This is a genomic window from Pseudomonas sp. P4_C8 (genome assembly GCF_056401975.1).
Genome location: NZ_JBFUIH010000006.1, coordinates 52,713 through 79,175, shown reverse-complemented (window position 1 = coordinate 79,175; position 26,463 = coordinate 52,713). Strand labels below are relative to the sequence as shown.

Sequence of the window (26,463 nt, the reverse complement as noted above, 5' to 3'; positions counted from 1 at the left end):
AAAACCTTAAATCTCTACGGGGGTGTCGGGATGGTTGCCCCATTCGCCCCAGGAACCGGCATAGCCTTTGACCCGCGGATAACCGAGGGATTTGGCCACCAGATAGGTGAAGCCAGAACGGTGGTGAGTCTGGCAGTGGGTGATCACTTCTTTGTCTTTGCTGATGCCGAGCTGTTCGAGAATCTGCGGCATGTCTGTGCGGATGCGCAAGTTGCGCGACTGATCCATGCCCGCGGTCCATTCGAAATTGACGGCGCCGGGAATGTGCCCGGCCTTGGCCGCCAGCACTTTCTCGCCGGAGTACTCCAGCGGCCCGCGCGCGTCCCAGATCGCCAGGTCGGCGGCGCCGAGACGGCTTTGCAGGTATTCGCGGGTAGCGGTGGGTTCGTCGTGCAGCGTCAATGCCACCGGGCCGCCAACGGGGGCCGGGATTTGGATCGACATGGGCAAGCCTTCTGCCAGCCAAGCCGGCAGTCCGCCGTCGACATAGTGGTACTTACGGTGACCGATGACATCCAAGAGCCAGATAAAACGCCCGGCCCAGCCGCCGCCTTCGTCGTCATACACCACGTACACCGCGGCGGGATTGTGTCCCAGCTCACCGAACAACGCTTCGAGCGCCGCTTTCGGCGGCATCAGCCCCGGCGCAGGCGCCTGACCGAGTTGCGTGCGTTTCGGATCGACAAAGCGCGCGCCGGGAAGATGCCCTTCGGCATAACGGGCACTGCTGGTCAGGTCCACCAAGATCAGATCGCGGGACTCAAGGCGAGGGAGCAAGTCGCTCGGCTCGATCACCAGCGGCAAGCCAGAGAAGTCAGACATGTGAGGTCTCCAGAGCACAAAAGGGAGGATTGTAGCGCAGCGTCATTGGCCGCGGTGGCTAAAGGTGTGCAGGGATTTCTCGATGCACTGCGCGGTTTTACCGAAGGCTTGCACGGTGATTTCCGAGAACGGTCCGCCGCCCTGATCCGCCACCACCACCATGATCACCCGACCATTATTGATCAGCGAGCGCAGCAACAGGTGTTCGCCACGGAACTGCGCGCGCAGGCTGGCCGGCAACAAGGCCGAAAACTGGGCGTTGTTGGCCGGTGTCAGGCGCACCTGCGCTTGTTGCGAGAGCAAACGTTGCAGCACGTTGCTTTGATTCACCACGAAATTCAGCCCGGCCGTTTCTTTTGGCAATCCGGCAATCTGATGCACCCGCAGATTGGCGTGCGTGCGGTCAGCCATCAAAATCATCACTCGGCGCAAGCCGCATGCGACCAGGGCGTCCCGGGCGGAGGTGGTCAAGTGCATGGCGTTGGTGAACGGGCTTGGCTCCACCAGCAACTCGGCGCATTGGCTGCGCCACTTCGCCAGGTCTTCGGTGGTCGGCGCCGGTGCCGGCAGCAGCCCGGCGTGGATACGGTTCATGCCCCACGGCCAGAGCAGCGAAACAGCGGGGTGCCACAGGTCCGGCATGGCATGCAGCCGGGCGCTGTTGGCGGCCTGCTGGTGCAATTGCTGCTGCACCTCGGCCATGGGCATTTGCAGGTAAAGGCTGGTCAGGTATTGCCAGCGCTTGCTGTGAGGACTGTCCCACGCCTGTTGCGCCGACAGCGCCAGACCGTTGGCCAGTAGCACGGTATTAGCCGGCTGATTGAGCCAGCGACGCAGAGTCGGATCGTCATCGAGGCGGTTTTGCTGGCGCAGTGGATGATCGCTGTCGCGGGCGATGCGCAGGACTTTGACCAGCTCGCGCTGCTCGGTCAGCAGCAGGCGATAACCCTGTTCCACCCAGATCGGCAGGCGCCAGAGGCTCACCAGGGTCTGGCAAATATCCAGCAGGCGCACACCGAACAACTGCTTTTCGACGTTGCGTGCCGATTCGCCTTTATGGATGACCCGCAGCTCCCACTCTTCAAGCAATTGCGGATGGGTCAGCGCCATGGGCCACAGTGGCGAGAGAAACAGCAGGCTGCCCCAGTGAATGTCCTGCCACAGCCGCGCCAGGCGACTGGCAAAAAAACCATTGGCCTGTTGCGTCGCGTGCTGGCTGATCAACTGCAACTGGCGCAACGCAATCGGGATCTGTGACAGGGGCTCTACGGGCAGGCGGGCGAGCAGTTCTTCGGTGCGCTTCAAACCGAGGCGATTGATCGCTACTTCAAGGTTTTCCGCAGGCTCGGTCATGCTGCCATGGGTGTGGCGATTGGCTTCACGAATGATGCTCAAGGCCAGGGCCGGGCTGTCTTGCATGAGGTCTGCGATATCGCGAAGCGAGCTGCGGTTATCGGCGATGGCCTTGCAGACACGGTCATGGCTGACTTGCGGAACCGGCAGGCGCACGCCATCGAGAAGCTTGATCCAGCCTTCAAGCGTGGTCGGTTTTTGAGTTGCAATGTTCGTTTGGTTAGCCATGGTTGGACGCAATCATCGTCTGCATTACCTGTGCCCGGAGAAGGCTAAATTAGCTTTTCGCTTGAACGGGCTATAGTCTGGCGCAGTTTTGCCGATAAGGAGAAGAAGAGATTTTTCAACTTCCGAATATGACCTTGAACCCGACTCAGTAAGTGTTTTCCTACCTATGGCTAAAATTCTCGGCATCATCGTCGTATTCGCAAGCGTGCTTGGCGGATACGTGCTTTCCCACGGCAAGATTGCCGCCCTTATTCAGCCTTTCGAGGTGATGATTATCGGTGGTGCGGCCCTGGGCGCATTCCTGCAGGCCAACCCTGGCCATATGGTCAAGCACGTTCTGAAGAAAGCCTTCGGGATGTTCAGTTCGCGTTTCAACCACACCTTCTACCTTGAGGTGCTGGGGTTGATTTACGAGATCCTCAACAAAAGCCGCCGCGAAGGCATGATGGCCATCGAAGGCGACATCGAAGATGCCGCGGCGAGCCCGATCTTCGCCAAGTACCCGGCGGTGCTCAAAGATGAACGCATGACCGCGTACATCTGCGATTACCTGCGCATCATGTCCTCCGGCAACATGGCGCCCCATGAGCTCGAAGGCCTGTTCGACATGGAACTGACCAGCCTCAAGGAAGATCTGGATCACCCTTCCCACGCGGTAAACGGCATCGCTGACGCCATGCCGGGTTTCGGTATCGTCGCGGCGGTACTGGGTATCGTGGTGACCATGGCCTCCCTGGGTGATAGCGATCAAAAAATGATCGGCGTGCACGTCGGTGCGGCACTGGTAGGTACCTTCTTCGGTATTCTCGCCGCGTACGGTTTCTTTGGTCCGCTGGCCCATGCCCTGGCCCACGATGCCAAGGAGGAGCTGAACGTCTACGAAGCCATCAAGGCTTCGCTGGTGGCCTCGGCGTCCGGCATGCCGCCATCGTTGGCCGTGGAATTCGGTCGCAAGGTGCTGTACCCGGCGCACCGTCCTAGCTTCGCTGAGCTGGAACAAGCGGTTCGCGGTCGATAGTGCTCTGTTTTGCAAATACGTTCCTTTTTTGGCGAGTGACTGTTGTTGCCAGACAAGGCGCCGAGACGAGTCATAGCTCGCTATGGCGAGGAGCGGCAACGCCGTATGGCGACAACAGGCACCGTCAAAAAGGAACAGTATTTGTGAGACAGAGCACTCTGTATGGAAAATAACCAGCCGATCATCATCAAGCGCGTCAAGAAATACGCGGGCGGGCATCACGGCGGTTCCTGGAAAATCGCTTTCGCGGACTTCGCGACGGCGATGATGGCGTTCTTCCTGGTGCTGTGGCTGCTGTCCACCGCAACACCGGAACAGAAAATCCTCATCGCCGGTTACTTCAAAGACCCGGTCGGTTTTACCGAAAGTGGCACGCCGTACATCATCGATCTGGGCGGCTCTCCGACCCTGGCGCCAGAGAAAACCCTCAACCCCGAAGTGAAGTCGCAGCCGCAGCCAGACCGCGTCACCATCGACACCGAACAGGTCGAAGGCTTGGCCGAGCAGGTTGAGAAAGAGCGCCTGGAGTTGTTGCTGCAAGAGTTGCAGAACAAGGTCGATGAAAATCCGCAGTTGCAGAAATTCAAGGACCAGATCCTGTTCGAGATTACTCAAGACGGTTTGCGCATCCAGATCATGGACGCCGAAAACCGCCCGATGTTCGATTCCGGCAGTGCGCGCCTGAAGCCGTATTTCGAAGACATCCTGCTGGCCATGGCCGACACCATCAAAGCGGTGCCGAACAAGATCAGCATCAGCGGCCACACCGATGCCAAGCCGTACTCGGGCACTGGTGACTTCGGCAACTGGGAACTCTCGGCCAACCGTGCCAACGCCGCCCGCCGTGCGCTGGTCGCCGGCAGTTATCCGGAGCAGCAGGTGGCGCGGGTGGTCGGTTATGCCTCGTCGGCGCTGTTCGATCGTGAGCACCCATTCAATCCGGTCAACCGCCGCATCGACATCGTGGTACTGACCAAGAAAGCCCAAAAGGCCATTGAAGGTTCGCAAGGTGCAGAACCTGCGCCAGAACCGGCACCAGCCCCCGCAGTACAAGGGCAGGGCGGTCCGGGCGAAGTGCCGGCCAAGCCAGTTGATCCGAACGCTTTGCCGGCGGATAAAGAACCGCTGCCGGCCCATGAGCTTCGCGAGCGTTTGAATATCTTTGAAAACCCGGCACCGAAACCGGCTGAACCGCCGAAGCAGTGACCCACAAAAAAGCCGACAGCGATGTCGGCTTTTTTGTGCCTGTCGTTTGTGAGGGAGATTGTCGGCCATTCTCCCGCGTCGATCTGAGGTCGGGAAAGATCTTACGCGTTTTGCGGAGTTGCCCGACATCAATGCATTGCCCCCCGTTGGTACCGTGCGCGCCCATTTCGCGTGCACAGACCATGGACGGTTTGGACATCGCGCTTCATTTCCTCTTTGCTTAAGGATAAGCGTATGTTCGGTTCGGCCAATACGGCGCATTTCACGCTGCACATCCCTGCTGTTCGCAATGATTTCAAAGTCCTCGCTTTTGACGGTGTCGAGGCCATCAGCGCCTTGTACGCGATCCAGGTTGAGCTGGTCAGCGAAAACCCGGATTTCGATATCGAGAGCCTGCTCAGTCAGCCCGCCTTTCTAGAGTTCGGTCATCACGGCGAAGGTCTTCACGGCCGCATCGAAGACGTGCTCGTCGGCGAATCCGGCAAACGCCTGACCCGCTATCAGCTGACCCTGGTGCCCGTGCTGCACTATTTGCAGTTCAGCTACGACCAACGAATTTTCCAGCACCTGACCGTGCCGCAAATCATTACCAAGGTGCTCAAAGGTCACGGCATTCAGGCCGATGCGTTTACCTTCCATGTCAGTACCAGCGCCGAGCGCGAGTACTGCACGCAGTATGGGGAAAGTGATTACGAGCTGGTCCAGCGCCTGTGCGCCGAAGACGGCATCGCGTGGCATTTTCAGCATTCACCGCAAGGCCATGTGCTGGTGTTCACTGACGACCAGACCTGGTTTCCCAAACTGGGCGAAACCGCTTATCAACAGGACTCCGGCATGGTGGCTGACGAACCGGTCGTCAGCCAGTTCTCGATGCGTTTCAGCACCCGCACCAGCACCACCACCCGCCGGCACTACGACTTCCAACGCCCGAATCTGCTGCTGGAAAACCGCTTCACGGCCGAGTTTACGCCTGAACTTGAAGACTACCGTTACCGGGTTCTGCTCGATAACGAACAGCGCGGCAAACAACATGTTCGCCAGGACTTGGAACGCCACCGTACCGATTACCAGTTGATCGAGGGCCAGAGCGATCAGCCGAGCCTGCGCAGTGGGCACTTTTTTGACCTGACCAATCACCCCCGCCAAGCCCGCAACGACTTGTGGCTGTTGCTCCGCGTGACGCATTCCGGAAAACAGCCGCAGTCACTGGAAGAAGCCATCACCAGCGACGTCCAACCCGCAGACGGCTTCACCCAAGGCTATCGCAACCGCTTCAGCGTCCTGCCATGGGACGTGATTTACCGGCCGCCGATGCGCTCACGCACAACGCTGCTGGTGAGCCAGACCGCCCGCGTCACCGGACCTGCCGGCGAAGAGATCTACTGTGATGAGTATGGTCGCGTGAAGATTGAGCTGCCGTGGGACCGGGCCGAGCTCAACAGTGAAAAAAGCAGCTGCTGGCTGCGCGTCTCGACGCAATGGGCGGGTCCACATTTCGGTGCGATGACGATTCCGCGTGTCGGCATGGAGGTCATTGTCACCTTTCTGGACGGCAATCCCGATCATCCGTTCATTACCGGGTGCGCGCCGAACAAGGTCAATGCGGTGCCATACCCCTTGCCCGAACACAAAACCAAAACCGTCTTGCGCAGCCAAAGCTCCCCGTACAGCGGTGGTTACAACGAACTGTCGCTTGAAGACCGCGCGGGGCAGGAGAAGATTTACCTGCGCGCCCAACGCGACCTCGAACAGCTGATCCTCAACGACAGCGATACCAACATTGGTAACGACCGCCGCGAACAGATCACCCGTGACAGCCACAGCCTGATCAGCAACGACCGCTTCGAACAGGTCGACCACCATAGCGCCAGCCTGATCAAGGGCGACGAGTTGCACACCACCGAAGGTGCGCGCAACACCGTGATCGGCGGCAATGAATTGATCACCATCAGCGGCAACAGCAGCACGACGGCAGAGGGCACGCTGGTAATTCAGGCAGGGCCTCACGCTCATGTCACCGCCAGCCATGTGGTGATCAAGGGCGATTCGAGCTTGACGCTTGAGTGTGGCGGTCAGCACATCGTGATCAACGCCGCCGGCATTTTCAGCAGCGTGGCCATTGTTCAGGGTGGGGCGCCGGTGGCCGGGATCGCTGCGGAGCCTGCTCGCTCATTGATCCCCGTGGCACCAGAGGCGCTGATTGCGCCGTCACTGGCCGCGCAAAAACTGGCATTGACTCAGGCGGCGCAACAGGCGGCACCGATCTGTGCCGTGTGTCAAAAACTGGCGGAGGTATCGGCATGAGTCAGGCTTACCTGCTGCTGGATCGCGCCCAGATTGAACGTCTGCCCGAGCGTCTGTTTTCGCTGGGGAGCACCACATTCCAATCGCTTTACCAAAAGACCGCTTTTGCCTCATTGGAAGAGGTCGGCCCGGTTTTGGTGTCTGTTTCTCCCAATAGCCCGCTGGCCCAGGCGTTTTTTCAGGAGTGGAACACGACGTGTGGCATCTGGCTGGAGTCAGAGGCGCAAGAAGCGGTCGTGCTTGAGCATTTACGCAGCCTGATTCACGTGCGTATCGAAGGGGAGGTCACGGTCTTGTTCCGTTACCACGACCCTCGTATCACGGCAGCGTGGCTGGCGCCGTTGGCCGTCGGCGAGCGTGATCGCTTGATGGGGCCTGTGCGGTTAATCCGGCTTGCGGAGCTGGATATCCAGCAGGAAAACCCGGATCAACCCGCTGCACGGTATACGCGGGAGCCTTGGTTGTTCCTGTCTGCGGAGCAACTGGAGCACTTGGGCACCGCCCAACGGCAACGCTTCGCTCAACAATTGATTGAGCATTGCCAGCAGTACTTTTGTGAATACGTGCAGGGGCTGGATTCCATTGCGCTGCAGCAGTGGGCGTCTCACTGCCAGCACACCGCCGCGCGTCACGGTTACAGCGCCATCGATGAAGTCCTGCTTTGGGCTCGTTTCCACGCGGTGCTGGGCACTGACTTTCCCGATGCACCTGAGCACGCCGTTTACCGAAACCTGTTGGCCGAGCCCTGCGTCTCGCCCGAGCAACGGCTGGATAACCTCAATGCCGAACTGACGCGTCAGCAGCTCACCGACAAGGAGTTCCGCCAATGAGCGCAGAACAACTGGCGAGGCTCGACCGAGACGCTCAGGCTGAACGCGCCGCCAAGGCTCAGCCTCACGTCGACATCAACAGTACGCTTGCGCCGTGCCCGGCCAGTCAAAACGAATTGTTCGTGGTCCCGGTGCGTTATGCGGTGTCTGAGGAAAAAGCCGGGAACGCTTGCTGTGTTCCAGGCGTGACCACGCAAAGCCGACCCATGGCGGCCCGACGTTTGCGTGCGGGGTTTGTTTATCTGTGGCAGGCCAACGGCCCCCTCAAACGGTATGCCGTGTCGCCGAATGGCCAGCTCAAAGAGCAGGCGCTGGAAGCCGATGCCACTCCGGTGCTGGACGCCACCCTGACGGGGCTGACTCTGGAAAAGCTCCACGATGCGTGGATGCTCTATAGCGAGTTCCCCCTGAACCCGGAACACCGCCAAGCGCTGAGTGACAGCAGCGCCAAGCGTCGTCAACACATGCGCCATGTGGCCTTGCGCACCGTGGCCAATGAGCTGCAAGCCGAGCATTGCCCGCCACTGGAAAAAGCCATTGAGGTCATGGCTGAGCTGATCCCCGGCACCTTCGCCCAGTCCATGAAAGCTGACTCGCAACGCAGCGCCGAGGATACCGACGCGCTGGGCGAAACCGTCATGAAAGCCCCGACCCCGGCCAACATCAAGGCCTACACCCATGCCATGCACCGCGCCCGTGAGCGCGAGAAAATTATCGCCCAACACCCCGGCGCCAGCGATCAGCCGCCGGGCGAGTGGAGCGCCGTGGCGTGGGACGCGCAGGGCACTCAGGATTGGCTGGACAGCGCCAAGGCAAAAACCGGAGGCTTGTTTGCCGTTTTCGTCTGTCTGGATGACGACCTGGGCGTGTTGCGTGACATCAATCACGAACAGGAGTGGATAGAGGCGAGTCACGAAAAATGGTTGGGCGAGAACAATCTGCGACTGAGCATCGGCGGGTTCGTACGCAGCCTGATCAGCGAAGATGGCGCCGAACTGGCGGGGTCCATCAGCTACCGCTACAAGGAACGCGACATCACCCTCACGCCCGAACAGGGCCAAGTCATGCTCGACACCCAGTATCGGCTGGATGAGGAACTCAAGGCTGAAACCCAGGCCCGACAGTACGGTGGCCAGCCCACGCAGGCCGAGGTCGCCGCCCGCGATGCGCGAATTGCAGCCATTGTCGCGCCGGTGCGGGCCTTTATTCCGGCGGACTTGTACAGCGAAGTGGAATTCGTCGTCCGCGAGTACCGCGCCGAAAAGCATGCCCACCTCAACGATCATCATTTCAGTGCCAAGGTCGGTGAATACATCGACCTCAATGCCATGAACACCTGGTTCGCGCAGACGGCAGCAGCGCACTACCAGCAGATCGAGCAGCGTCACACCGCGTTGTTCGCCGACCGGGGCCTGTACCTCAAGCGTTCGATCAGCGGCACCTGGTTTGTCGATTACTCCGATCTGACGACGCGCCACTGGCTGACCGAACTGGCCACCGGCTGCCTGACCGCCCAGTGCCTGCGCGCCCAAGGCGCCGAGCAATACGCCGACTACGTGCGAGCCGTCGACGGCGGTGCCCTGAAACAACTGTTCAACGCCTGGACGCCGTCGATCGATGCGGCGGTTAACAACACCTCTCGACTGGGCGAGTTGATGGCGGCATTGGCCGACGACAACATCAGCGCCACCCATCAGGTCCTGGCGCCGTTGAGCGTAGGGGTTCTGGACGACATCGCGGCCATGGCCCGCGATGCGAGCAGCCAATGGAGTGTGCTGGTCAATCGACTGGCGGCTTCGTTGTTGTTGCTCAAGGGGGAAGGCTCCATCAGTGGTTCATGGATGGGGGTTTTTGTTGGCGCCCGTCTGGGCAGTGACGCGCGTTTGCAGTTCGTGATTGAGGGCGGCCGGCAGGTGTGGAAGTTGTTGGGGCAACAGGCCGAAGCGTTGGGTGACTGGGCGAAGGCGACCGGTAAGGCTATTGGTGCGGGGCGTGTGGGACGGATTGTTAATTCGCCTGTTGTGGCCAACAGCGGTGGGGTGGTGCCGTTGGCGGCGTTGTTGGTGAACGTGCTGAATGCGCATAGTTATTTGAGTAAGGCCGGGGTTTTGGAGGGGATGGACAGTCGGCGGGTGAATGACACGGTGTCGGCGACGTTGTATGCGGCGGCCGCTTTGGTGGCGGTGGTTGATAATCAGGTGCGGAAGGGGTTTGGGGTTAAGGAAATGTCCTTACGGCTGCCTGATGGGCGGGTCGGGATTGCACCAACACTTACTCTTTTTGGTGGGGTGATTGGTGCACTTTCCACCGGTGCAGCAATAAACGAATTTCAATCCCTGCAAATACAACTGGAAAACGCCCAAAGCCGAGTCGATCCGTGGCTGGAGATGCGTCAGATCATGGTCGCTGGTCAGGTGGGGGCGTTTGGTGCTCAGGCATTGTTGGGGATGGCCCAAACCGGCAGAGCCTTGGCAGGTTCAATAACTGCCGATGCCGCCATCTTGCGTTACACGCTGTACATGGGGCCGGTGAACTGGATCATTCTCGTGCTGGGCGTGCTGCACCTGATCGCCACGTTCTTGCAGCAAACCCCGTTGCAAAACTTCCTGAACTTCTGCTGCTGGTCAAAAGCCCGGGCTGTCGATCTGGAGCCAATCGCGCCCAAAGCCCAAGAGGACGAACTCGACCAGCTGTACTTCATCCTGTATGCGCCCCGGGTCAGCATGCAAAGCCGCTCGGAGTCGACCACCGGTAATAGCTCTTCCGGCCTCGCTTTCGTCAGTGCCATCCAGGCCCTGACCATCGACTTGCCAGGTGCCGAGCCCGACAGTGCCTACTTGGAACTGAGCATGGTCGGCGACCCGGTGGATACCCAGCGCTACCGTGATCTGATCAAAAACAGCCGTACTGATAACTTCAAGCCGCCGCGACCTTGGCGAGACATGACACCTCACTGGTTGTCCAGCAGCGCCTGTCAGTGGATACCGTTCAAGGAAGGTCAGGGTTTACGTCTGAGCGGCCCCTTCAACACGCTGCCAAATGTGTTGGGCACGTCACCCGGTACCGTTTCCCTGCGGTTGCGTTATCGCACGCCTTTGATCGCAATGCTCGGTGCTCGCTCCTTTATCGGCGGCGAGCGAGGGCTTGCGTTTACTCTGAATAACGCCACTGGCGTGATCGCGCTGTGGGCGGACCCGACGCCCGAACTGGATCGGGTGCCGAATTACCCACTCGGCGAGGACCATCCTGGCGCCATTTACCTGCAACCCAAGGACAAACGATGAGCACGCCACCAGCAGGCACCACGAAAAAACGGATGTTTTCGCGTAATGACTATTTGGCGCCATTGCCCATTCCCACGGGGGAGAGACCACAGGACGTCCTCAACACCATTTGGCGCAAGAACGAGGTGTTTCTTGATATTGGTAACTACAGCATCGGTTCGGCGGTGATGGTGATGTGGCCAACACTGATGGTGTTTGTACTTATGGGTTACCTCACCCCTGACCCTGGAATGATCTGGATTGGGGCGCTAATCATCATTGGTATCCCTTCTTTGATTTTGATCCAAGGCCTCTTCCGCGACGTGCCTCTCCCCATGCGCTTCAACCGCCAACGCCGAGAAGTCTGCGTACCCCGCGACGACGGCGAGTACTGGATCGTCCCTTGGGAAACCGTGACCGCCGCCGCCACCCAGCAGTCGTCGGTCAGCCAAGCTGGTAAAGCCACAACGGGTTTGCTGGTCATCGGTTTCGAAAACCCAGACCCACTGGCCAAGGAAGATAACAAGCATTTCTCCATAGGCTTCAACTGTGGTGGCGGTACCACGGCCATGGCGTTGTGGGAGTGCATGCGCAGCTACATGGAGATTGGACCGCAGGTTTTGCCGATCACAAATGACTTTGAGGGCGGACGAGAAAAGCTGCGGGGTAGAAGCGTCTTTTGGGGCATTTGCTGTGCATATCTCGACGGCATCAGACAGCACTTGGTCGCGCAGGAGGTTGGCAAGGCGTTGTGGCTGGTAACGGGGGCCGTGCTCCTGGGTGCTCCGCTCGCAATGATGTTGCAAGAGTGGAAGTTGTCGCCGCCGCCCGACTTGCCCTATCCCGAGATCATCGAGTGGTCAAAACCCTTGCGACCCGAACAGTGGGCTAAACGTTCCCCGGAGCTGGAAGAAGCCATTGCCATACGCGAGGCTGAACTAGTCGCTCACGCCGAGCGAGAGTTAGCTTGAAGGCGAGTACTCGATGCTGCAGAGATCTAATCAAAACAGCCCGCTCAGCCGCTACATGCCACTCCGTCCTTGGCGCTAGATGACGCCTACATGGTGGCGCTGTAGCACCTGTCAGCGAATGACTTCCAAGGAAAGTCGACGAATTGTCATAACTATGTCCCCCGAGAAGGGTGCCAATTTTTTTCATTGGTATTGGAGCGGCGATTATAAAATTTTGAGGTCGGACAGGCAGTGGGATGAAGTGCAGTAGTTGGGGGTACGTTAATTTTTTGTTTTAAAAAATTTTGTTGACTGATTTTGTCGGTGGAGAAGTTGAAGTGAGTGTGATAATTCCATTTGGATATATCGAGAAAGCCTATCGTTATCCTCAAGCGTCATCTGAGGCTGTATATAAAATAATGTCCTCTTTTTGGTGGCGGTTAATGGTTGCAACTACCTATGTGATGTTTTGGTTTATTGTGTTTGTAGCCGCCATTGTGCGTTTTTTTTGGGTGCCAATGAATTCTGAAGCTTTTGCGTATTCAATATTTGGTATGGGTGCGTTTCTTCTCATTATTACAGTGGTCATTGTGATTGTAGAGTGGTCTGAGAGTAAGGATAAGTCAATCGATAGTAATCTCGCTGAGAGAGTCTTGAATGTTTGTTTCAGCTCGGCAGGTGTTTCTGTTGAAATGTCGGTGGGTTCAGAGCGATTTATACACGTGCTATCTATCGCCGGCATTAGATCCGTTTCGGGCTATGTTCAAGATGGGTGGTTCTTGGTTCGGGATCGTGGTGTTGTAATTGAAACAAATGACGGAAAGCAGCTTCGATTTGTTTTTTCTTTGAAGAAGGTAGCGTTAAATAATTTTTTAAATGATTTTACGTTATCGTTGAGTGAAATGAATTTCCCGGTAAGAAACCTAAGGGAGTTTCAGGTGTGAGTTGGTCGTTATGATCATGTGTGTAGCAGTCGTAGTTTCTATTTCTATTTCTATTTCTATTTCTATTTCTATTTCTATTTCTGTTTCTGTTTCTGTTTTGGTTAAGGTTTTTTGGATTGAAGGAGTGTTTACGATGATTTTTAATTGTGGATCTATTACGTGCAGTACCACTGTTAATGCGCTTCAATTGCTAGCTCCTAGAATTTTGCATTCCCCACGACGCCGCCGCGCTTCCTGGCGCGCCCTATCTCGATACACGAAGCAAGAGAGCGGAGGCAGAAATTTTTTACGTGGCATAGATGTATTGGGCTTAGTGCTCGATCTTTGCTTCTACCCCACCTGTCGCATTCAATAATTCACCTACAGCCTTGCCAAACGCCGTTCTCGCAACTTGTGGCCGAAAGTTGTCACTGAACGCCTGAAAGCCAATGGCCCTTCTTCGCGACTTGTGGACTTGATGAGTTGAACGGAGGTCGAATGGTTTTAAATCTGTTTGATAGGGAGTGAAGTCTTTATGCGGGTGATTTGGAATGAGCGTGTGGGTTTGAGAGTCAGAGCGTGGGCTTGTGTGAGTTTGGTTCCAACCTATGCAGTGATTAAGTTTATGTTGGAGCCGCTTTTTTACTTAGAGGATGTTGTACTGGGTCGAGTATTAGTCTTGTCTGTTCTGATGAATATAATATTATTTTCATATTTTACGCTTGGGTGGCGCGACAGAATGGTCACTGTTGAACTTGTTTCTGAGGGGCTGGATTTTCGTGATGAAGCTGCTGGTTACTGTCGTCGGGTCCTAATTCGTAGCGAGGAGATACTAAAAATAAAAGTCACAAGGAATATATTTTTCGATTCTCTCATCATTGAATTGAATGATAATCAGATATTTTCATTTAGCAATATGATTGCGCCGGAAGACTTTGTTGACTGCGCTCAATCTCGAATAATTTATTAAATTGGGGTTTGTTTTTAGTCGTGTTGATTTCTCTCAAGGTGGATTTGTAGGAGCTTTCCGAAATTATCGAGTGGGGTTTTCATCATGTAGGTAGATGTTTATAGTTCCAATGTCGCCCCGCCAGTTCGGTGACCGATCTTAGCCGGTCGAAACAAAGATGAAACCTCTCGAAATTATCTGGAATTTTGACCCATGGCTAAGTACCACCCGCTCCAAGGCAACTTCAGCGTCGGCCCGACGCTATATATCGATACAGAAGCCAAAACCTCTGACCTTTTCGAAGCCGCCGTTCACCGAATCAAAGCCGGCCGGAATCTGCTCAACAGCGTCACCTGCCTGTGTGTCAAAGACGCCGAAGGTCACGATCTGGAGCATTTCGCCAATGCTGCACATATATTGATTCAGGATGGCTGTGACGCCTTGGACGCCTTGGGTTGGAGGCTGGAAAAAGCCGCACGCTGAAGACCAGAAAGCCGCGAAATGATCGCGGCTTTTTTATGCCTGTCAGAAACCCCGTCGAATTCGGTTCTTGAGCTGGTCATGGAACAGTTCGGCATCACGCCGGTAAGTGCCGCGCACAGATTCGCTGAACGACTCCAGTCCTATTGAGCGCTTGGAGACCAGCTCCTCGCGATAGGCATCAATAAAGAAGTTGATATCGTTCTCACCGCTCAACTTCGGCCATTTATCGAGGTACAACGGTAGCGCGCTGGGGCCGATCTTGTACGAGCAGATCCGGCGATTACTGATGGTCGCCTCGCCGATTTCGAACGGCACCCACCACGACTGCGCAGTCTGCTCCGAAACCACGGCCATCAGGTGTGTGCATTCGGTGATGTTGCGGGTGATGACGGTGGTGATGTCTTCAGTGGTTTGCGATTCCGCGTCCAGCACATCGAGGTAGGTCTTGATGTTTGCCTGCGTCAGGCGGGTGTTAATGGCCATCGCATGGGCACGGTCGGTGTGGCGGTAGCTGATAAACACAGGCATCAGAAATGTCCCTTGATCGCGAGTTCGCGGTAATAGGCGCCGAGGGCGGTCAGGCGGCAGCCGGTGGAATGCAGGGCGGCGTAGTACATGTGCTCGGCGTCGACCGGTTCGATCAAGCTGTGGCGGTTGCACTTTTGCAGTTGCTTGAAGATTTCGCCGTTGTCGGGATCGAACGCGGCCTCGGTCGGTTCGTAGCTGGGGTCCAGCGGGAACACATAGCTAGGTTCCGGGAACCAGTCCTTGAGCTTGCGCAGGGTTTCTTCGGCAATCAGCGGCGTGACTTCGCGCAGCGGCACAAATTGCGAGACGTTGGTCTTGAAAACCGGTCGTTGTTCCCATGCCCCAAGTGCGTTGTCGACGAACGAATACACGCTGCCGGGGGTGACTTTGCCCAGCACATTGGCGGCTCCGCCGTGCAGTGCTTGCAGCAACAGGTCGGTAAACACGCCGTGGCCGCGACCTTCGAGCGCCACCTGGTCTTTTTTACAGGCGGTGAGAATGGTCATGCCTTCGCTGATCACGCTGCTGCCACCGCGCAACCCGCGCATGGCGGCCGCCGCGCCGGCCTGGCAGCAGTCGAGGATGATGATTTTGTTTTTGATGTGTGGGGCGTTTTCCGCCCAGTTGAGGATGTCGCTGATGCGGATACCTTCGACGCCCTGACCGAAATCCTGCGGGATCAGCAGGCCTTCATCGATGCTGGTATCAAACTGGCCGTGACCGGCGAAGTACAGCAGCGCCACGTCGCAATCACCGGAAAACAGACTCTGGATTTGCTGCTTCAGGTTCGTGTGAGTGAGGTTTTCCTCCGCCGAGGTCAGGACCTTGCTGCTGAAGTTGGGGCGCCCGTTGGCGTGGCGTTCGAGCACCGAGGCCATGGCCATCGCGTCGTTGTTGCAGCCACTCAAAGGCGACACATGGGTGTAGTGGTTAATGCCGATGAACAGTCCCTTGCGCATGGTTACACCGCCGTGTGCAGGCGAATGGCGTTGACGATGCTGTTGGTGTTCCACGCACATTCGGCGTGCGCGGCATCACGCACTACGGTGGAAATCCGCTCTGCCCCAAACGGCTTGACCGCAATGATCACCTTGCCCATCCGCTTGGCAATCTCGATTTCCTTGTTGATCCACTTGCTGTAGGTCGAATACATCCCCGCCATGATCAGCACTGCCGAGCAGGGCCGGATCTTGTTTTCTATGGCGGCTTCCAGTTGTTTGTCGGTCTGCGCGTCGGTGATCGGGTTGTCCGTCGGCACTGAAAAATTTTTGAATGTGAAGCCGGGTTTGGCGTTCAGCAGGCGCACGAGATTGTCGTGGGCGTGGGGGTAGTTCCACGAATGGCTGATGAACAAATGATAGGTTTGCATGGTTGTCCCTCGGTATCGCCGGAATGCGAAGAGGGCTTGAATGTATGCACTTGAGAGGGCGCAACAAGGCCTGCGCGGTTAAAGAGACGGGTCCTTCAAGCGGGCGAGCGGAAGTCCTACAGAGGTGTCTGACGTTTAATCGGCGGGATGTTTTGTGGGGTGCAACAAGCGGCTGACCGCCCGTCAGAGTCGGGGCGGTCGGCACGTCTGTTTAGTAGCTGGTTTCCGGCAAGCTGGCGATGATCGAGCGGTAGCTGTTCATCCGTTGCTGCTGCACGCGGCCTTCTTCGAGGGCCTTGAGCAGGGCGCAACCCGGTTCGCGGTCGTGTTTGCAGTCGCGAAAGCGGCAGGTGCCGATCAGGTCGTTGAACTCGATGAAACCGGCTTCGACGTCGGCGCGGCTGACGTGGCCCAGGCCGAATTCACGAATACCCGGGGAGTCGATCAACTCACCGCCACCAGGGAAGTGGAACAATCGCGCGGTGGTCGTGGTGTGAGTGCCCTGGCCGGACAGCTCGGACAACGGACCGACACGGGCTTCGACTTCCGGCAGCAGGCTGTTGACCAGCGACGACTTGCCGACGCCGGACTGGCCGACGAACACGCTGATGCGCCCGTCCAGTTGCTCCTGCAGTTGCTCCATGCCGTTGCCGTGATGCGCCGACACTTCCAGTACCGGGTAACCGAGCGTGCGGTACACCGCCAGCAAGGCGTTCAGCGCCGGGGCGTTCTGCTCATCGATCAAGTCGAATTTGTTGAGCAGCAGCAGCGGCCGGATACCGGCGTGCTCGGCAGCAACCAGATAACGGTCGATCAGGTTGGCGTGAGGCTCGGGCAGCGGGGCGAAGACGATGACGATCATGTCGACGTTGGCGGCCACAGGCTTGAGCTGGCCACGGCTGTCCGGACGGCAGAGTTCGGTTTTGCGCGGCAGTTGCGCCACGATCACGCCGATGCCCTGGTTACCGGCACGCCAGACCACCTGATCGCCGGTCACTAGCGCGGGGAGGTTGGCGCGCAAGTGGCAGCGGAATACCTGGCCGGCCAAATCGCCATCGAGGGCTTCGACTTCAACCTGTACACCGAAGTGCGCGATCACCAGGCCGGTCTGTTCCGGACCCAGGTCGCCACCCTCAAGTGCCTCGACAGCCGAGGACTCGCGTTTGGCGGCGCGGGCAGCGCGTTCGCCCTGAATCTTTTCGATGCGCCAGTTTTGACGACGATTGAGTTGGCGTTTGGCCATGGGTGTTCCGTATCAAGAATGCAGCGATTAGGTAAAACGGCCGCGAGTTTAGCACGCCCCGCCGGTTGCCTAGGCTAAACTGCGCAGCATTGCCTAGGAGCCGACACATGCAAAACCCGCAGAATCTGATCTGGATCGACCTGGAAATGACCGGTCTGAACCCTGATACCGACGTCATCATCGAGATGGCTACCATCGTCACCGACAGTGATTTGAACACCTTGGCCGAAGGTCCGGTGATCGCTATCCATCACAGCGACGAAATCCTCGCCGGCATGGACGAGTGGAACACCCGTCAACACGGCGGCTCGGGCCTGACCCAGCGCGTGCGCGACAGCCGCATCAGCATGGCCGAAGCCGAAGCCGAGACTATTGCTTTCCTGGAGCAGTGGGTGCCCAAGGGCAAGTCGCCGATCTGTGGCAACAGCATCTGCCAGGACCGTCGCTTCCTTTATACGCACATGAAATCCCTGGAAAGCTTCTTCCACTACCGCAACCTCGACGTCTCGACCCTTAAAGAGCTGGCCGCTCGCTGGGCGCCGGACGTGCGCGACAGCTTCAAAAAGGGTAGCACCCACCTGGCGTTGGACGACATCCGCGAATCCATCGCCGAGCTGCAGCACTACCGCAAGCACTTCATCAAGTTCTGATAGCGCCTCGGGTGACGCCATCGCGGGCAAGTCATGCTCCTACAGAAGCGGTGTACGCCCTGTTTTTGTAGGCGCATGGCTTGCCCGCGATACAGGCAACGCGGTCCTGCGCAATGATCGCCCTCTTTTGGGGCGTCGATGAAGTGAGTAGACTGCGCGCCTTTCTGCAAGGACCGCCGCCATGTTGCTGATGCTCTACCTGATCGCCATCACCGCTGAAGCCATGACCGGTGCGCTGTCTGCCGGCCGCCGCGGCATGGACTGGTTTGGTGTGGTGTTGATCGCCTGTGTCACGGCGTTGGGCGGCGGTTCGGTACGCGATGTGCTGCTCGGGCACTATCCGCTGACCTGGGTCAAACACCCGGAATACCTGGTGCTGACCTCGATCGCGGCGATGTTCACCGTCTTCGCTGCGCGCTGGATGCGCCACCTGCGCTCACTATTTCTGGTGCTCGACGCCGTGGGCCTGGTGGCGTTTACCCTGATCGGCTGCATGACCGCGCTGGAAATGGGCCATGGCATGCTGGTGGCGTCGGTCAGTGGCGTGATCACCGGCGTATTCGGCGGTATCCTGCGCGACATCTTCTGCAACGACATCCCGCTGATCTTTCGCCGAGAGCTCTACGCCAGTGTCTCGTTCGCGGCGGCGTGGTGCTACATGCTCTGCATCTACCTGCAATTACCCGGTGAACAGGCGATTTTGATCACGCTGTTTGGTGGCTTTCTGCTGCGGCTGCTGGCAATTCGTTTCCATTGGGAAATGCCGAAGTTCGTCTACAACGACGAAGCCTGACGTCTCCACGCCCCTGTAGCAGCTGCCGAAGGCTGCGTCCGAGGCCGCAGGACTCGCTTTCCAGGAAGGCGACTGCTACGCAATCGAACGTCCGAACGCGGCCCGAACCTTCGGCAGCTGCTACAGGAGTCCGTGTTGTTTCAACGCCCACTCGACATGCTCACGCACCAACTCCGACGGGTAATCCCTGCGCGCCTTCAACGCTTCGAGCACCGGAATGCTCGACGGCGCGTTACCCAGCCCCACTGCCAAATTACGCAGCCAGCGCTCATAACCAGCCCGGCGTAACGGCGAGCCTTCGGTGCTACTGAGGAATTTGTCCTCGTCCCACATAAACAGCTCGGCCAATTCGGCATTGTCCAGATTGTGCCTCGGCTTGAAGTCGCTTTCGCCGGACGGACGGGCGAAGCGGTTCCATGGGCAGACGATCTGGCAGTCATCGCAACCAAACACCCGGTTGCCGATCAGTGGTCGTAAATCTTCCGGGATCGCGCTTTTCAGTTCGATGGTCAGGTACGAGATGCAACGCCGGGCGTCCAGTACGTAAGGGCCGACGAAGGCATTGGTCGGGCAGATGTCGAGGCACGCGGTGCAGCGGCCGCAATGTTCGGTGGTGTGAGGTGGATCGACCGGCAGCGGCAGATCGACAAAGAGTTCGCTGAGGAAGAAGTAACTGCCGGCCTTGCGATTCAAAACCAAGGTGTTTTTGCCGATCCAGCCGAGACCGGCTTGTTCGGCGATGGCTTTTTCCAGCACTGGGGCGCTGTCGACGAACGCGCGGAAACCAAACGGGCCGATCTCACCCTGAATTTTATCGGCCAGTTGTTGCACGCGTTTGCGGATCAACTTGTGGTAATCACGGCCCAAGGCATAACGCGACACATAGGCTTTTTCCGGCTGAGCCAGCAATTGCGCCATTTGCGTGTCGCCGGGCAGGTAGTCCATGCGCAGGGAAACCACGCGCAAGGTACCGGGAACCAGTTCTTCCGGATGCGAGCGTTTGCTGCCGTGGGCGCCCATGTAGTCCATTTCGCCGTGGTAGCCGGCGGCGAGCCAGCGCTCCAGGTGCTGCTCATGCTCGGCCAGGTCCAGGCCGCTGATGCCGACTTGCTGAAAGCCCAGCTCGCGACCCCAATCCTTGATGGATTGGGCGAGGGCGGGCAGGTCTGTAGTAATAGCGGGCATGAGGCGAGAGAAACCGGAGCTGAGGTGCGTATAATTCTGCCAGACATCGGAGCTCGAAGACGCATGCCGCACACTAAAGATGATTTTCCCGACGCACTGTATAGCGCTGCGCAGGTCCGCGGGCTCGATGCGAGCCTGATTGCGGGCGGCACTCCCGGCTTCGAATTGATGCAACGCGCGGCGCGGGCGACCTGGCGTGCGTTGGTCCGGCAGTGGCCGTCGGCGAATGAATTGAGTGTGCTGGCCGGTCACGGCAATAACGCTGGCGACGGTTATCTGGTAGCGGTGCTGGCCCAGCGTGCGGGTTGGGCGGTGCGGGTGTTGGCGGTCGGTGATCCTCAGCGTTTGCAAGGTGACGCGGCGTTGGCCCATGCGGAGGCCGTTTCCGAGAATGTTTTGATTGAGTCCTGGGCTGCGCAGCCCCAACTGCGCGGCATCGTGCTGGACGCGTTGCTGGGCACCGGTCTGACGGGTGAGGTGAGAGCGCCTTACGCTGACGCCATTGCAGCGATCAACGGCTGCGGTTTACCGGTGGTGGCGGTGGACATCCCTTCGGGCCTTTGCGCCGATACCGGTCGCGTCCTCGGTGCGGCGGTGCATGCCGATCTCACTGTGACTTTCATCGGGTTGAAGCTGGGGCTGTTCACCGGTGATGCCGCAGACGTCGTCGGTGAACTGGTTTTCAACGATTTACACGCTGATCCGCAGGTAATTGAGGCCGCGTCGGTCAGTGCTCGTCGCCTGACGGCCCGTAACTTGCCGCAACTTGCCCCCCGAACGCCGACTTCCCACAAAGGCAAATTCGGCCATGTGTTGCTGATCGGTGGTGATCGCGGTTTGGGTGGCGCGATCCTGCTGAGTGCACAAAGCGCTCTGCGTAGCGGGGCCGGCATGGTTTCCGTGGCCACTCGCAGTGAGCATGTTGGCGCCGCGCTGGCTAGAATCCCTGAAGCCATGGTGCTGGGCACGTCATCGGCCAACCAGCTGATGGAACTGCTGCAAAAAGTTTCCGTACTGGTGGTCGGTCCCGGCTTGGGGCAGGCTTCCTGGGGGCAAAGTTTGCTGTCGGCGGCCGCCAATGCACCGTTGCCGCAAGTCTGGGACGCCGATGCGTTGAATATGCTGGCCGAAGAACGCGTGAATTTGCCCAAGGATTGCGTGATCACGCCGCATCCAGGTGAAGCGGCACGGTTGCTTGGGATCAGCACTGCTCAGGTGCAGGCGGATCGCCCGGCAGCGGCGCATGCATTGAGCAAAAAATACACCGCTGTCGTGGTGTTGAAAGGCGCCGGCAGCCTGATCGCCAGTCCCGATGGGCGTCTGGCGTTGTGTCATCAAGGTCATCCGGCCATGGCCACCGCCGGCTTGGGCGACGTACTGGCGGGTCTGGTGGGCGCGCTGTTGGCTCAAGGCATGCAAGCCTTCGACGCCGCGTGTCTGGCCGTCTGGCTGCACGCCAATGCGGGTGAGCAACAAGGTAAAGATGGCCGTGGGCTGGCGGCCAGTGATCTGATCCCGGCCATTCGTCAGTTGTTGGAGGAGCAAGCACCGTGTCTGAAGTAACCCTGTACCTGGCGGATGAAGAGGCGATGACCGCCTTTGGCGCACATATCGCAAAAACCACCCAAGGGCACGGTCTGATTTTTCTGGAAGGGGACTTGGGGGCGGGGAAAACCACACTGTCACGGGGCATCATCCGGGGATTGGGGCATGACGGGGCAGTAAAAAGTCCGACATTCACGCTGGTCGAGCCTTACGAGATCGGTGACGTCCGCGCCTTCCATTTCGACCTGTACCGTTTGGTCGATCCGGAAGAGCTGGAGTACCTCGGCATTCGCGACTACTTCGACGACGACGCCCTGTGCCTGATTGAGTGGCCCGATAAAGGTGCAGGCTTTTTGCCAAAGCCCGACCTGACCATTACCATTAGCCCGCAAGACAGCGGGCGTTCGCTGAAAATTTTATCCCAGGGCTCGCGTGGCGAGGCCTGGTGTGCCGCTTTGGCATTGGAATCCAATTAAATGATGGGGTCTGGTATGCGCTTTCGCGCGATGGTAGCTGCCGTAGGATTGTTGTTTTTGGCGGTGACCGTCGACGCTGTGGCCGACACGAAGGTCAATAGCGTTCGCCTGTGGCGGGCGCCGGATAACACACGGCTGGTGTTCGACCTGACCGGGCCTGTGCAACACAGCGTTTTCACCCTGACTGCTCCGGATCGGCTGGTGATCGACATCAATGGTGCGACACTCGGTGCGCCGCTGAACGTCAACACCTCCAATACCCCCATCACCGCCATGCGTTCGGCTCAACGCACGCCGACCGACCTGCGGGTGGTGATCGACCTGAAAAAGGCCGTGACCCCGAAAAGCTTCTCCCTGGCCCCGAACGCCCAGTACGGTAACCGACTGGTGGTTGATCTGTTTGATAGCGCCGCCGATGCCTCGCCGTCGCCAGCACCAACGCCTTCGGTCGCCACGGTGCCGGCAGTGCCGGTCACGCCTGTTGAGCCGGCGATCAAGCTTCCACCGGCACCGGCCGGCAAGCGCGACATCCTTGTGGTGATCGATGCTGGCCACGGCGGCGAAGACCCGGGCGCCTCGGGCTCTCGCGGTCAGAAGGAAAAAGACGTGGTATTGGCCATCGCCCGCGAATTGCAGCGTCAGGTCAACGGCATGAAAGGCTTCCGCGCCGAACTGACCCGTACCGGCGACTACTTCATTCCACTGCGCGGTCGTACCGAAATCGCCCGCAAGAAAGGCGCCGACCTGTTCGTTTCGATCCACGCCGACGCCGCGCCTTCGACCGCCGCCTTCGGTGCTTCGGTATTCGCCCTGTCTGATCGTGGCGCTACATCGGAAACTGCCCGCTGGCTGGCTGACAGTGAAAACCGCTCCGACTTGATTGGCGGTGCCGGCAACGTCAGCCTCGATGACAAAGACCGCATGCTCGCAGGCGTGCTGCTCGACCTGTCGATGACGGCGTCGCTGACGTCCAGCCTGAACGTCGGCCAGAAAGTGCTGAGCAATATCGGTCGTGTCACTCCGTTGCACAAACAGCGTGTGGAACAGGCTGGATTCATGGTGCTGAAGTCGCCAGACATCCCGTCGATCCTGGTCGAAACCGGGTTCATCTCCAACGCCAACGAAGCCTCAAAGCTTGCGGCATCGAATCACCAGCAGGCGCTGGCGCGTTCGATCAGCAGCGGCGTACGCCAGTTCTTCCAACAGAATCCGCCGCCGGGCACTTACATTGCGTGGCTGCGTGATTCCGGGAAAATCGCTCAGGGCCCACGTGATCACCGGGTCAATCCGGGTGAAACCCTGGCGATGATTGCCGTGCGTTATCAGGTGTCGCCAGCGACGCTGCGCAGCGCCAACAACCTGTCGAGTGATGAGCTGAAGATCGGTCAGCACCTGACCATTCCAGGCACTGAGTTGGCGGCTAAAGAATGAATCAGGTGATGATCAATAGCGCTCGCATCGAGCTGCTCAGCCCGCGACTGGCGAACCAGATTGCCGCCGGCGAGGTGGTTGAGCGCCCGGCTTCGGTGATTAAAGAGCTGCTGGAAAACAGCCTCGACTCTGGCGCCAAACGCATCGACGTCGATGTCGAGCAGGGTGGTGTCAAGCTGCTGCGGGTGCGCGACGACGGCAGTGGTATTTCTGCCGATGACCTGCCGCTGGCCCTGGCCCGACACGCCACCAGCAAAATTCGTAACCTTGAGGACCTGGAACAGGTCATGAGCCTGGGTTTCCGAGGTGAGGCCCTGGCGTCGATCAGCTCCGTGGCGCGCCTGACCCTGACGTCCCGCACCCGCGATGCCGATCAGGCCTGGCAGGTTGAGACCGAAGGCCGGGACATGGCGCCTCGTGTGCAACCAGCCGCTCACCCGGTCGGCACCTCGGTGGAAGTCCGCGACTTGTTCTTCAACACCCCGGCGCGGCGCAAATTCCTCAAGACTGAAAAAACCGAATTCGATCACCTGCAAGAAGTGATCAAGCGTCTGGCGTTGGCGCGGTTCGACGTGGCGTTCCATTTACGTCACAACGGCAAAACCATCCTTAGCCTGCACGAAGCCCATGATGACGCGGCCCGTGCCCGGCGTGTGGCAGCCATTTGCGGTTCAGGTTTTCTCGAGCAGGCGCTACCGATCGAAATCGAGCGCAATGGCCTGCATTTGTGGGGTTGGGTCGGTTTGCCGACGTTCAATCGCAGCCAGGCAGATTTGCAGTATTTCTTTGTGAATGGCCGTGCAGTGCGCGACAAGCTGGTGGCCCACGCGGTGCGCCAGGCCTATCGCGACGTGCTGTTCAATGGCCGGCATCCGACGTTTGTGCTGTTTTTCGAAGTCGATCCGGCGGGTGTCGACGTCAACGTGCATCCGACCAAGCACGAAGTTCGTTTCCGTGACGGGCGCATGGTTCACGATTTCCTCTATGGCACCCTGCACCGCGCCTTGGGCGATGTGCGACCGGAAGATCATCTGGCCGCACCGGTGGCGACGGCCATCGTGCGACCGACCGGCCTGGACGCCGGTGAATTCGGCCCTCAGGGCGAGATGCGCCTGGCGGCCAATGCGCTGCTGGAGCAGCCTCAGGCGCAGCCGTCGTTCAATACCCCGGCTGGCTCGGGCGCTGGCGCCGGTTATCAGTATCAATACACGCCGCGGCCTCAGTCCGGGGTGCCGGTCGCCGAAGCTCAGGCCGCCTACCGCGAGTTTTTTGCGCCGCTGCCCGAGGCCAACGCGGTCGCGCTGCCGGCCGGGCAGGACGACATTCCGCCGCTGGGTTATGCACTGGCGCAGCTCAAGGGTATCTACATCCTTTCGGAAAACGCCCAGGGGCTGGTGCTGGTGGATATGCATGCGGCTCACGAGCGAATCATGTACGAACGCCTGAAAATCGCCATGGCCAGCGAAGGCCTGAGCGGTCAGCCGCTGCTGGTACCCGAGTCATTGGCCGTCAGTCAGCGCGAAGCCGATTGCGCCGAAGAGCACGTCGCGTGGTTCCAGCGTCTGGGCTTTGAATTGCAGCGCCTGGGGCCTGAATCCCTGGCCATCCGGCAGATCCCGGCCTTGCTCAAGCAAGCTGAAGCCAACCGACTGGTCAGTGATGTATTGGCGGACCTGATGGAATACGGCTCCAGCGACCGGATTCAGGCCCATCTGAACGAACTGCTCGGGACGATGGCCTGTCACGGCGCGGTTCGTGCGAATCGGCGTCTGGCGATCCCGGAAATGAACGGCCTGCTGCGTGACATGGAAAACACCGAGCGCAGCGGTCAATGCAACCATGGCCGACCGACCTGGACCCAATTGGGCCTGGACGATCTGGACAAACTCTTCTTGCGCGGTCGTTGATGAGCCAGCTCCCTCCAGCGATTTTTCTGATGGGCCCGACTGCTGCGGGCAAGACCGACCTGGCCATCGAACTGACCAAAGTCCTGCCGTGCGAACTGATTAGCGTCGATTCGGCACTGGTCTACCGTGGCATGGACATCGGTACTGCCAAGCCTTCGAAAGAAATTCTGAGTGAATTCCCGCACCGTTTGATCGACATTCTTGACCCGGCCGAGAGCTATTCGGCCGCTGATTTTCGCCGTGATGCCCTTGAAGCGATGGCCGATATCACTGCGCGGGGAAAAATCCCGCTGCTGGTGGGCGGCACAATGCTCTATTACAAGGCGTTGGTCGAAGGTCTGGCGGACATGCCGGCGGCTGATCCGGATGTGCGTGCGCAGATCGAGGAAGAAGCTGCGCGCCTTGGCTGGCAAGCGCTGCACGATCAATTAGCGGTCATCGATCCGGAATCGGCGGCGCGTATTCATCCAAACGATCCGCAGCGACTCAGTCGAGCACTGGAAGTTTATCGCGTCAGCGGTCAGAGCATGACCGAGCTGCGACTGAGACAAACTGCGCAAAGTACTGAAGCAGCCGCTTCGGGACTGCAACAATTGCCCTATACTGTCGCGAACTTGGCCATTGCTCCGGCAAATCGCCAGGTACTGCACGAGCGAATTAAACAAAGATTCACGAATATGTTGGAACAGGGATTCATTGACGAGGTCGTAGCCCTGCGTAAGAGAAGTGACCTGCATTCCGGGTTGCCGTCTATACGTGCAGTAGGCTACCGACAAGTCTGGGATTACCTGGATGGCAAGCTGACGCAAGCCGAGATGCAGGAGCGCGGAATCATTGCCACGCGCCAATTGGCAAAGCGTCAGTTCACCTGGCTGCGCAGTTGGGCTGATTTACACTGGCTGGACAGCCTCGATTGCGACAATCTGCCGCGCGCCTTGAAATACTTGGGGACCATCTCCATATTGAGCTGAGTCCTTTCAATTGCCGTCTATCCTTGGGGGTGTGAC

The 26,463-nt window shown here is 58.6% G+C and carries 23 protein-coding genes; 16 read left to right on the top strand and 7 right to left on the bottom strand.

All coding sequences use genetic code 11. The features are described from left to right. Positions 1-6: 6 nt before the first annotated feature. Positions 7-822, bottom strand: coding sequence for a rhodanese-like domain-containing protein (locus tag AC1DWM_RS05730; RefSeq protein WP_223520134.1), 816 nt, complete (start codon positions 820-822; stop codon positions 7-9). A 42-nt stretch (positions 823-864) separates the two neighbouring features. Beyond that, positions 865-2,403, bottom strand: a complete 1,539-nt coding sequence (locus AC1DWM_RS05725; protein WP_223520136.1) for an HDOD domain-containing protein — start codon at positions 2,401-2,403, stop codon at positions 865-867. Positions 2,404-2,569: 166 nt separating this feature from the next. On the opposite strand from AC1DWM_RS05725, the gene motA reads away from it, so the two are divergent. The 9 genes from motA (at position 2,570) to AC1DWM_RS05680 (ending at position 14,329) form a co-directional block, all read left to right on the top strand. Then, positions 2,570-3,421 (top strand): flagellar motor stator protein MotA, encoded by an 852-nt coding sequence (motA, locus tag AC1DWM_RS05720; protein WP_223520138.1) that lies wholly within the window; start codon positions 2,570-2,572, stop codon positions 3,419-3,421. 162 nt (positions 3,422-3,583) lie between these two features. Beyond that, positions 3,584-4,627 carry a flagellar motor protein MotB gene (gene motB / locus AC1DWM_RS05715; RefSeq protein ID WP_477794785.1) on the top strand — a complete coding sequence of 348 codons (1,044 nt, stop codon included), beginning with the start codon at positions 3,584-3,586 and terminating at the stop codon, positions 4,625-4,627. A 234-nt stretch (positions 4,628-4,861) separates the two neighbouring features. Next, positions 4,862-6,931 carry a type VI secretion system tip protein TssI/VgrG gene (gene tssI, locus AC1DWM_RS05710; RefSeq protein ID WP_477794784.1) on the top strand — a complete coding sequence of 690 codons (2,070 nt, stop codon included), beginning with the start codon at positions 4,862-4,864 and terminating at the stop codon, positions 6,929-6,931. Further along, positions 6,928-7,761 (top strand): DUF4123 domain-containing protein, encoded by an 834-nt coding sequence (locus AC1DWM_RS05705; RefSeq protein WP_477794783.1) that lies wholly within the window; start codon positions 6,928-6,930, stop codon positions 7,759-7,761. Before tssI ends, AC1DWM_RS05705 begins: the two co-directional genes overlap by 4 nt. Beyond that, complete coding sequence (locus tag AC1DWM_RS05700; RefSeq protein WP_477794782.1) at positions 7,758-11,045, top strand: toxin VasX; 3,288 nt, start codon at positions 7,758-7,760, stop codon at positions 11,043-11,045. The genes AC1DWM_RS05705 and AC1DWM_RS05700 overlap by 4 nt, the downstream gene beginning before the upstream one ends. Continuing rightward, positions 11,042-11,995, top strand: coding sequence for a hypothetical protein (locus tag AC1DWM_RS05695; RefSeq protein WP_223520147.1), 954 nt, complete (start codon positions 11,042-11,044; stop codon positions 11,993-11,995). Before AC1DWM_RS05700 ends, AC1DWM_RS05695 begins: the two co-directional genes overlap by 4 nt. Positions 11,996-12,282: 287 nt before the next feature. Beyond that, a complete protein-coding gene (locus AC1DWM_RS05690) occupies positions 12,283-12,918 on the top strand; it encodes a hypothetical protein (RefSeq protein WP_477794781.1) in 636 nt (211 codons plus the stop codon). A 514-nt stretch (positions 12,919-13,432) separates the two neighbouring features. Then, a complete protein-coding gene (locus AC1DWM_RS05685) occupies positions 13,433-13,867 on the top strand; it encodes a hypothetical protein (protein ID WP_223520151.1) in 435 nt (144 codons plus the stop codon). A 192-nt stretch (positions 13,868-14,059) separates the two neighbouring features. Further along, positions 14,060-14,329: a hypothetical protein gene (locus tag AC1DWM_RS05680; protein ID WP_223520153.1), complete on the top strand. Its 270-nt coding sequence runs from the start codon at positions 14,060-14,062 to the stop codon at positions 14,327-14,329. A 42-nt stretch (positions 14,330-14,371) separates the two neighbouring features. Here the strand turns inward: AC1DWM_RS05680 and AC1DWM_RS05675 are convergent, their stop codons facing one another. The 4 genes from AC1DWM_RS05675 to rsgA form a co-directional block, all read right to left on the bottom strand. Continuing rightward, positions 14,372-14,857 (bottom strand): toll/interleukin-1 receptor domain-containing protein, encoded by a 486-nt coding sequence (locus tag AC1DWM_RS05675; RefSeq protein WP_223520154.1) that lies wholly within the window; start codon positions 14,855-14,857, stop codon positions 14,372-14,374. After that, positions 14,857-15,816: a caspase family protein gene (locus AC1DWM_RS05670; RefSeq protein ID WP_477794780.1), complete on the bottom strand. Its 960-nt coding sequence runs from the start codon at positions 15,814-15,816 to the stop codon at positions 14,857-14,859. The genes AC1DWM_RS05675 and AC1DWM_RS05670 overlap by 1 nt, the downstream gene beginning before the upstream one ends. 2 nt (positions 15,817-15,818) lie before the next feature. Then, complete coding sequence (locus AC1DWM_RS05665) at positions 15,819-16,226, bottom strand: TIR domain-containing protein (protein ID WP_477794779.1); 408 nt, start codon at positions 16,224-16,226, stop codon at positions 15,819-15,821. A gap of 211 nt (positions 16,227-16,437) precedes the next feature. Then, a complete protein-coding gene (gene rsgA / locus AC1DWM_RS05660; RefSeq protein ID WP_008153263.1) occupies positions 16,438-17,469 on the bottom strand; it encodes a small ribosomal subunit biogenesis GTPase RsgA in 1,032 nt (343 codons plus the stop codon). Between the two features lie 107 nt (positions 17,470-17,576). On the opposite strand from rsgA, the gene orn reads away from it, so the two are divergent. Together orn and AC1DWM_RS05650 are read left to right on the top strand one after the other, a co-directional pair. Next, positions 17,577-18,119 (top strand): oligoribonuclease, encoded by a 543-nt coding sequence (gene orn / locus AC1DWM_RS05655; protein WP_056746367.1) that lies wholly within the window; start codon positions 17,577-17,579, stop codon positions 18,117-18,119. A gap of 181 nt (positions 18,120-18,300) precedes the next feature. Continuing rightward, positions 18,301-18,912 (top strand): trimeric intracellular cation channel family protein, encoded by a 612-nt coding sequence (locus AC1DWM_RS05650; RefSeq protein ID WP_094469417.1) that lies wholly within the window; start codon positions 18,301-18,303, stop codon positions 18,910-18,912. 120 nt (positions 18,913-19,032) lie between these two features. Here AC1DWM_RS05650 and queG read toward each other — a convergent pair whose 3' ends face one another. Beyond that, entirely contained in the window at positions 19,033-20,097 is a 1,065-nt protein-coding gene (queG, locus tag AC1DWM_RS05645; protein ID WP_477794778.1) for a tRNA epoxyqueuosine(34) reductase QueG, read from the bottom strand. Between the two features lie 63 nt (positions 20,098-20,160). On the opposite strand from queG, the gene AC1DWM_RS05640 reads away from it, so the two are divergent. The 5 genes from AC1DWM_RS05640 to miaA are packed head-to-tail and all read left to right on the top strand — an operon-like array spanning position 20,161 to position 26,427. Continuing rightward, positions 20,161-21,660: an NAD(P)H-hydrate dehydratase gene (locus AC1DWM_RS05640; protein WP_477794777.1), complete on the top strand. Its 1,500-nt coding sequence runs from the start codon at positions 20,161-20,163 to the stop codon at positions 21,658-21,660. Then, positions 21,648-22,118 carry a tRNA (adenosine(37)-N6)-threonylcarbamoyltransferase complex ATPase subunit type 1 TsaE gene (gene tsaE / locus AC1DWM_RS05635; RefSeq protein WP_223520166.1) on the top strand — a complete coding sequence of 157 codons (471 nt, stop codon included), beginning with the start codon at positions 21,648-21,650 and terminating at the stop codon, positions 22,116-22,118. The genes AC1DWM_RS05640 and tsaE overlap by 13 nt, the downstream gene beginning before the upstream one ends. After that, positions 22,119-23,549 (top strand): N-acetylmuramoyl-L-alanine amidase, encoded by a 1,431-nt coding sequence (locus tag AC1DWM_RS05630; protein ID WP_411741866.1) that lies wholly within the window; start codon positions 22,119-22,121, stop codon positions 23,547-23,549. Further along, entirely contained in the window at positions 23,546-25,456 is a 1,911-nt protein-coding gene (mutL, locus tag AC1DWM_RS05625) for a DNA mismatch repair endonuclease MutL (protein ID WP_477794776.1), read from the top strand. The genes AC1DWM_RS05630 and mutL overlap by 4 nt, the downstream gene beginning before the upstream one ends. Continuing rightward, positions 25,456-26,427, top strand: a complete 972-nt coding sequence (gene miaA, locus AC1DWM_RS05620) for a tRNA (adenosine(37)-N6)-dimethylallyltransferase MiaA (protein ID WP_223520170.1) — start codon at positions 25,456-25,458, stop codon at positions 26,425-26,427. Before mutL ends, miaA begins: the two co-directional genes overlap by 1 nt. The last annotated feature ends 36 nt before the right edge of the window (positions 26,428-26,463 follow it).

What these genes read in the sequence shown, in the direction of transcription:
- AC1DWM_RS05730 (WP_223520134.1), bottom strand. Translation starts at nt 822, where the DNA reads ATGTCTGACTTCTCTGGCTTGCCGCTGGTGATCGAGCCGAGCGACTTG.
- AC1DWM_RS05725 (WP_223520136.1), bottom strand. Translation starts at nt 2,403, where the DNA reads ATGGCTAACCAAACGAACATTGCAACTCAAAAACCGACCACGCTTGAA.
- motA (WP_223520138.1), top strand. Translation starts at nt 2,570, where the DNA reads ATGGCTAAAATTCTCGGCATCATCGTCGTATTCGCAAGCGTGCTTGGC.
- motB (WP_477794785.1), top strand. Translation starts at nt 3,584, where the DNA reads ATGGAAAATAACCAGCCGATCATCATCAAGCGCGTCAAGAAATACGCG.
- tssI (WP_477794784.1), top strand. Translation starts at nt 4,862, where the DNA reads ATGTTCGGTTCGGCCAATACGGCGCATTTCACGCTGCACATCCCTGCT.
- AC1DWM_RS05705 (WP_477794783.1), top strand. Translation starts at nt 6,928, where the DNA reads ATGAGTCAGGCTTACCTGCTGCTGGATCGCGCCCAGATTGAACGTCTG.
- AC1DWM_RS05700 (WP_477794782.1), top strand. Translation starts at nt 7,758, where the DNA reads ATGAGCGCAGAACAACTGGCGAGGCTCGACCGAGACGCTCAGGCTGAA.
- AC1DWM_RS05695 (WP_223520147.1), top strand. Translation starts at nt 11,042, where the DNA reads ATGAGCACGCCACCAGCAGGCACCACGAAAAAACGGATGTTTTCGCGT.
- AC1DWM_RS05685 (WP_223520151.1), top strand. Translation starts at nt 13,433, where the DNA reads ATGCGGGTGATTTGGAATGAGCGTGTGGGTTTGAGAGTCAGAGCGTGG.
- AC1DWM_RS05680 (WP_223520153.1), top strand. Translation starts at nt 14,060, where the DNA reads ATGGCTAAGTACCACCCGCTCCAAGGCAACTTCAGCGTCGGCCCGACG.
- AC1DWM_RS05675 (WP_223520154.1), bottom strand. Translation starts at nt 14,857, where the DNA reads ATGCCTGTGTTTATCAGCTACCGCCACACCGACCGTGCCCATGCGATG.
- AC1DWM_RS05670 (WP_477794780.1), bottom strand. Translation starts at nt 15,816, where the DNA reads ATGCGCAAGGGACTGTTCATCGGCATTAACCACTACACCCATGTGTCG.
- AC1DWM_RS05665 (WP_477794779.1), bottom strand. Translation starts at nt 16,226, where the DNA reads ATGCAAACCTATCATTTGTTCATCAGCCATTCGTGGAACTACCCCCAC.
- rsgA (WP_008153263.1), bottom strand. Translation starts at nt 17,469, where the DNA reads ATGGCCAAACGCCAACTCAATCGTCGTCAAAACTGGCGCATCGAAAAG.
- orn (WP_056746367.1), top strand. Translation starts at nt 17,577, where the DNA reads ATGCAAAACCCGCAGAATCTGATCTGGATCGACCTGGAAATGACCGGT.
- AC1DWM_RS05650 (WP_094469417.1), top strand. Translation starts at nt 18,301, where the DNA reads ATGTTGCTGATGCTCTACCTGATCGCCATCACCGCTGAAGCCATGACC.
- queG (WP_477794778.1), bottom strand. Translation starts at nt 20,097, where the DNA reads ATGCCCGCTATTACTACAGACCTGCCCGCCCTCGCCCAATCCATCAAG.
- AC1DWM_RS05640 (WP_477794777.1), top strand. Translation starts at nt 20,161, where the DNA reads ATGCCGCACACTAAAGATGATTTTCCCGACGCACTGTATAGCGCTGCG.
- AC1DWM_RS05630 (WP_411741866.1), top strand. Translation starts at nt 22,119, where the DNA reads ATGATGGGGTCTGGTATGCGCTTTCGCGCGATGGTAGCTGCCGTAGGA.
- mutL (WP_477794776.1), top strand. Translation starts at nt 23,546, where the DNA reads ATGAATCAGGTGATGATCAATAGCGCTCGCATCGAGCTGCTCAGCCCG.
- miaA (WP_223520170.1), top strand. Translation starts at nt 25,456, where the DNA reads ATGAGCCAGCTCCCTCCAGCGATTTTTCTGATGGGCCCGACTGCTGCG.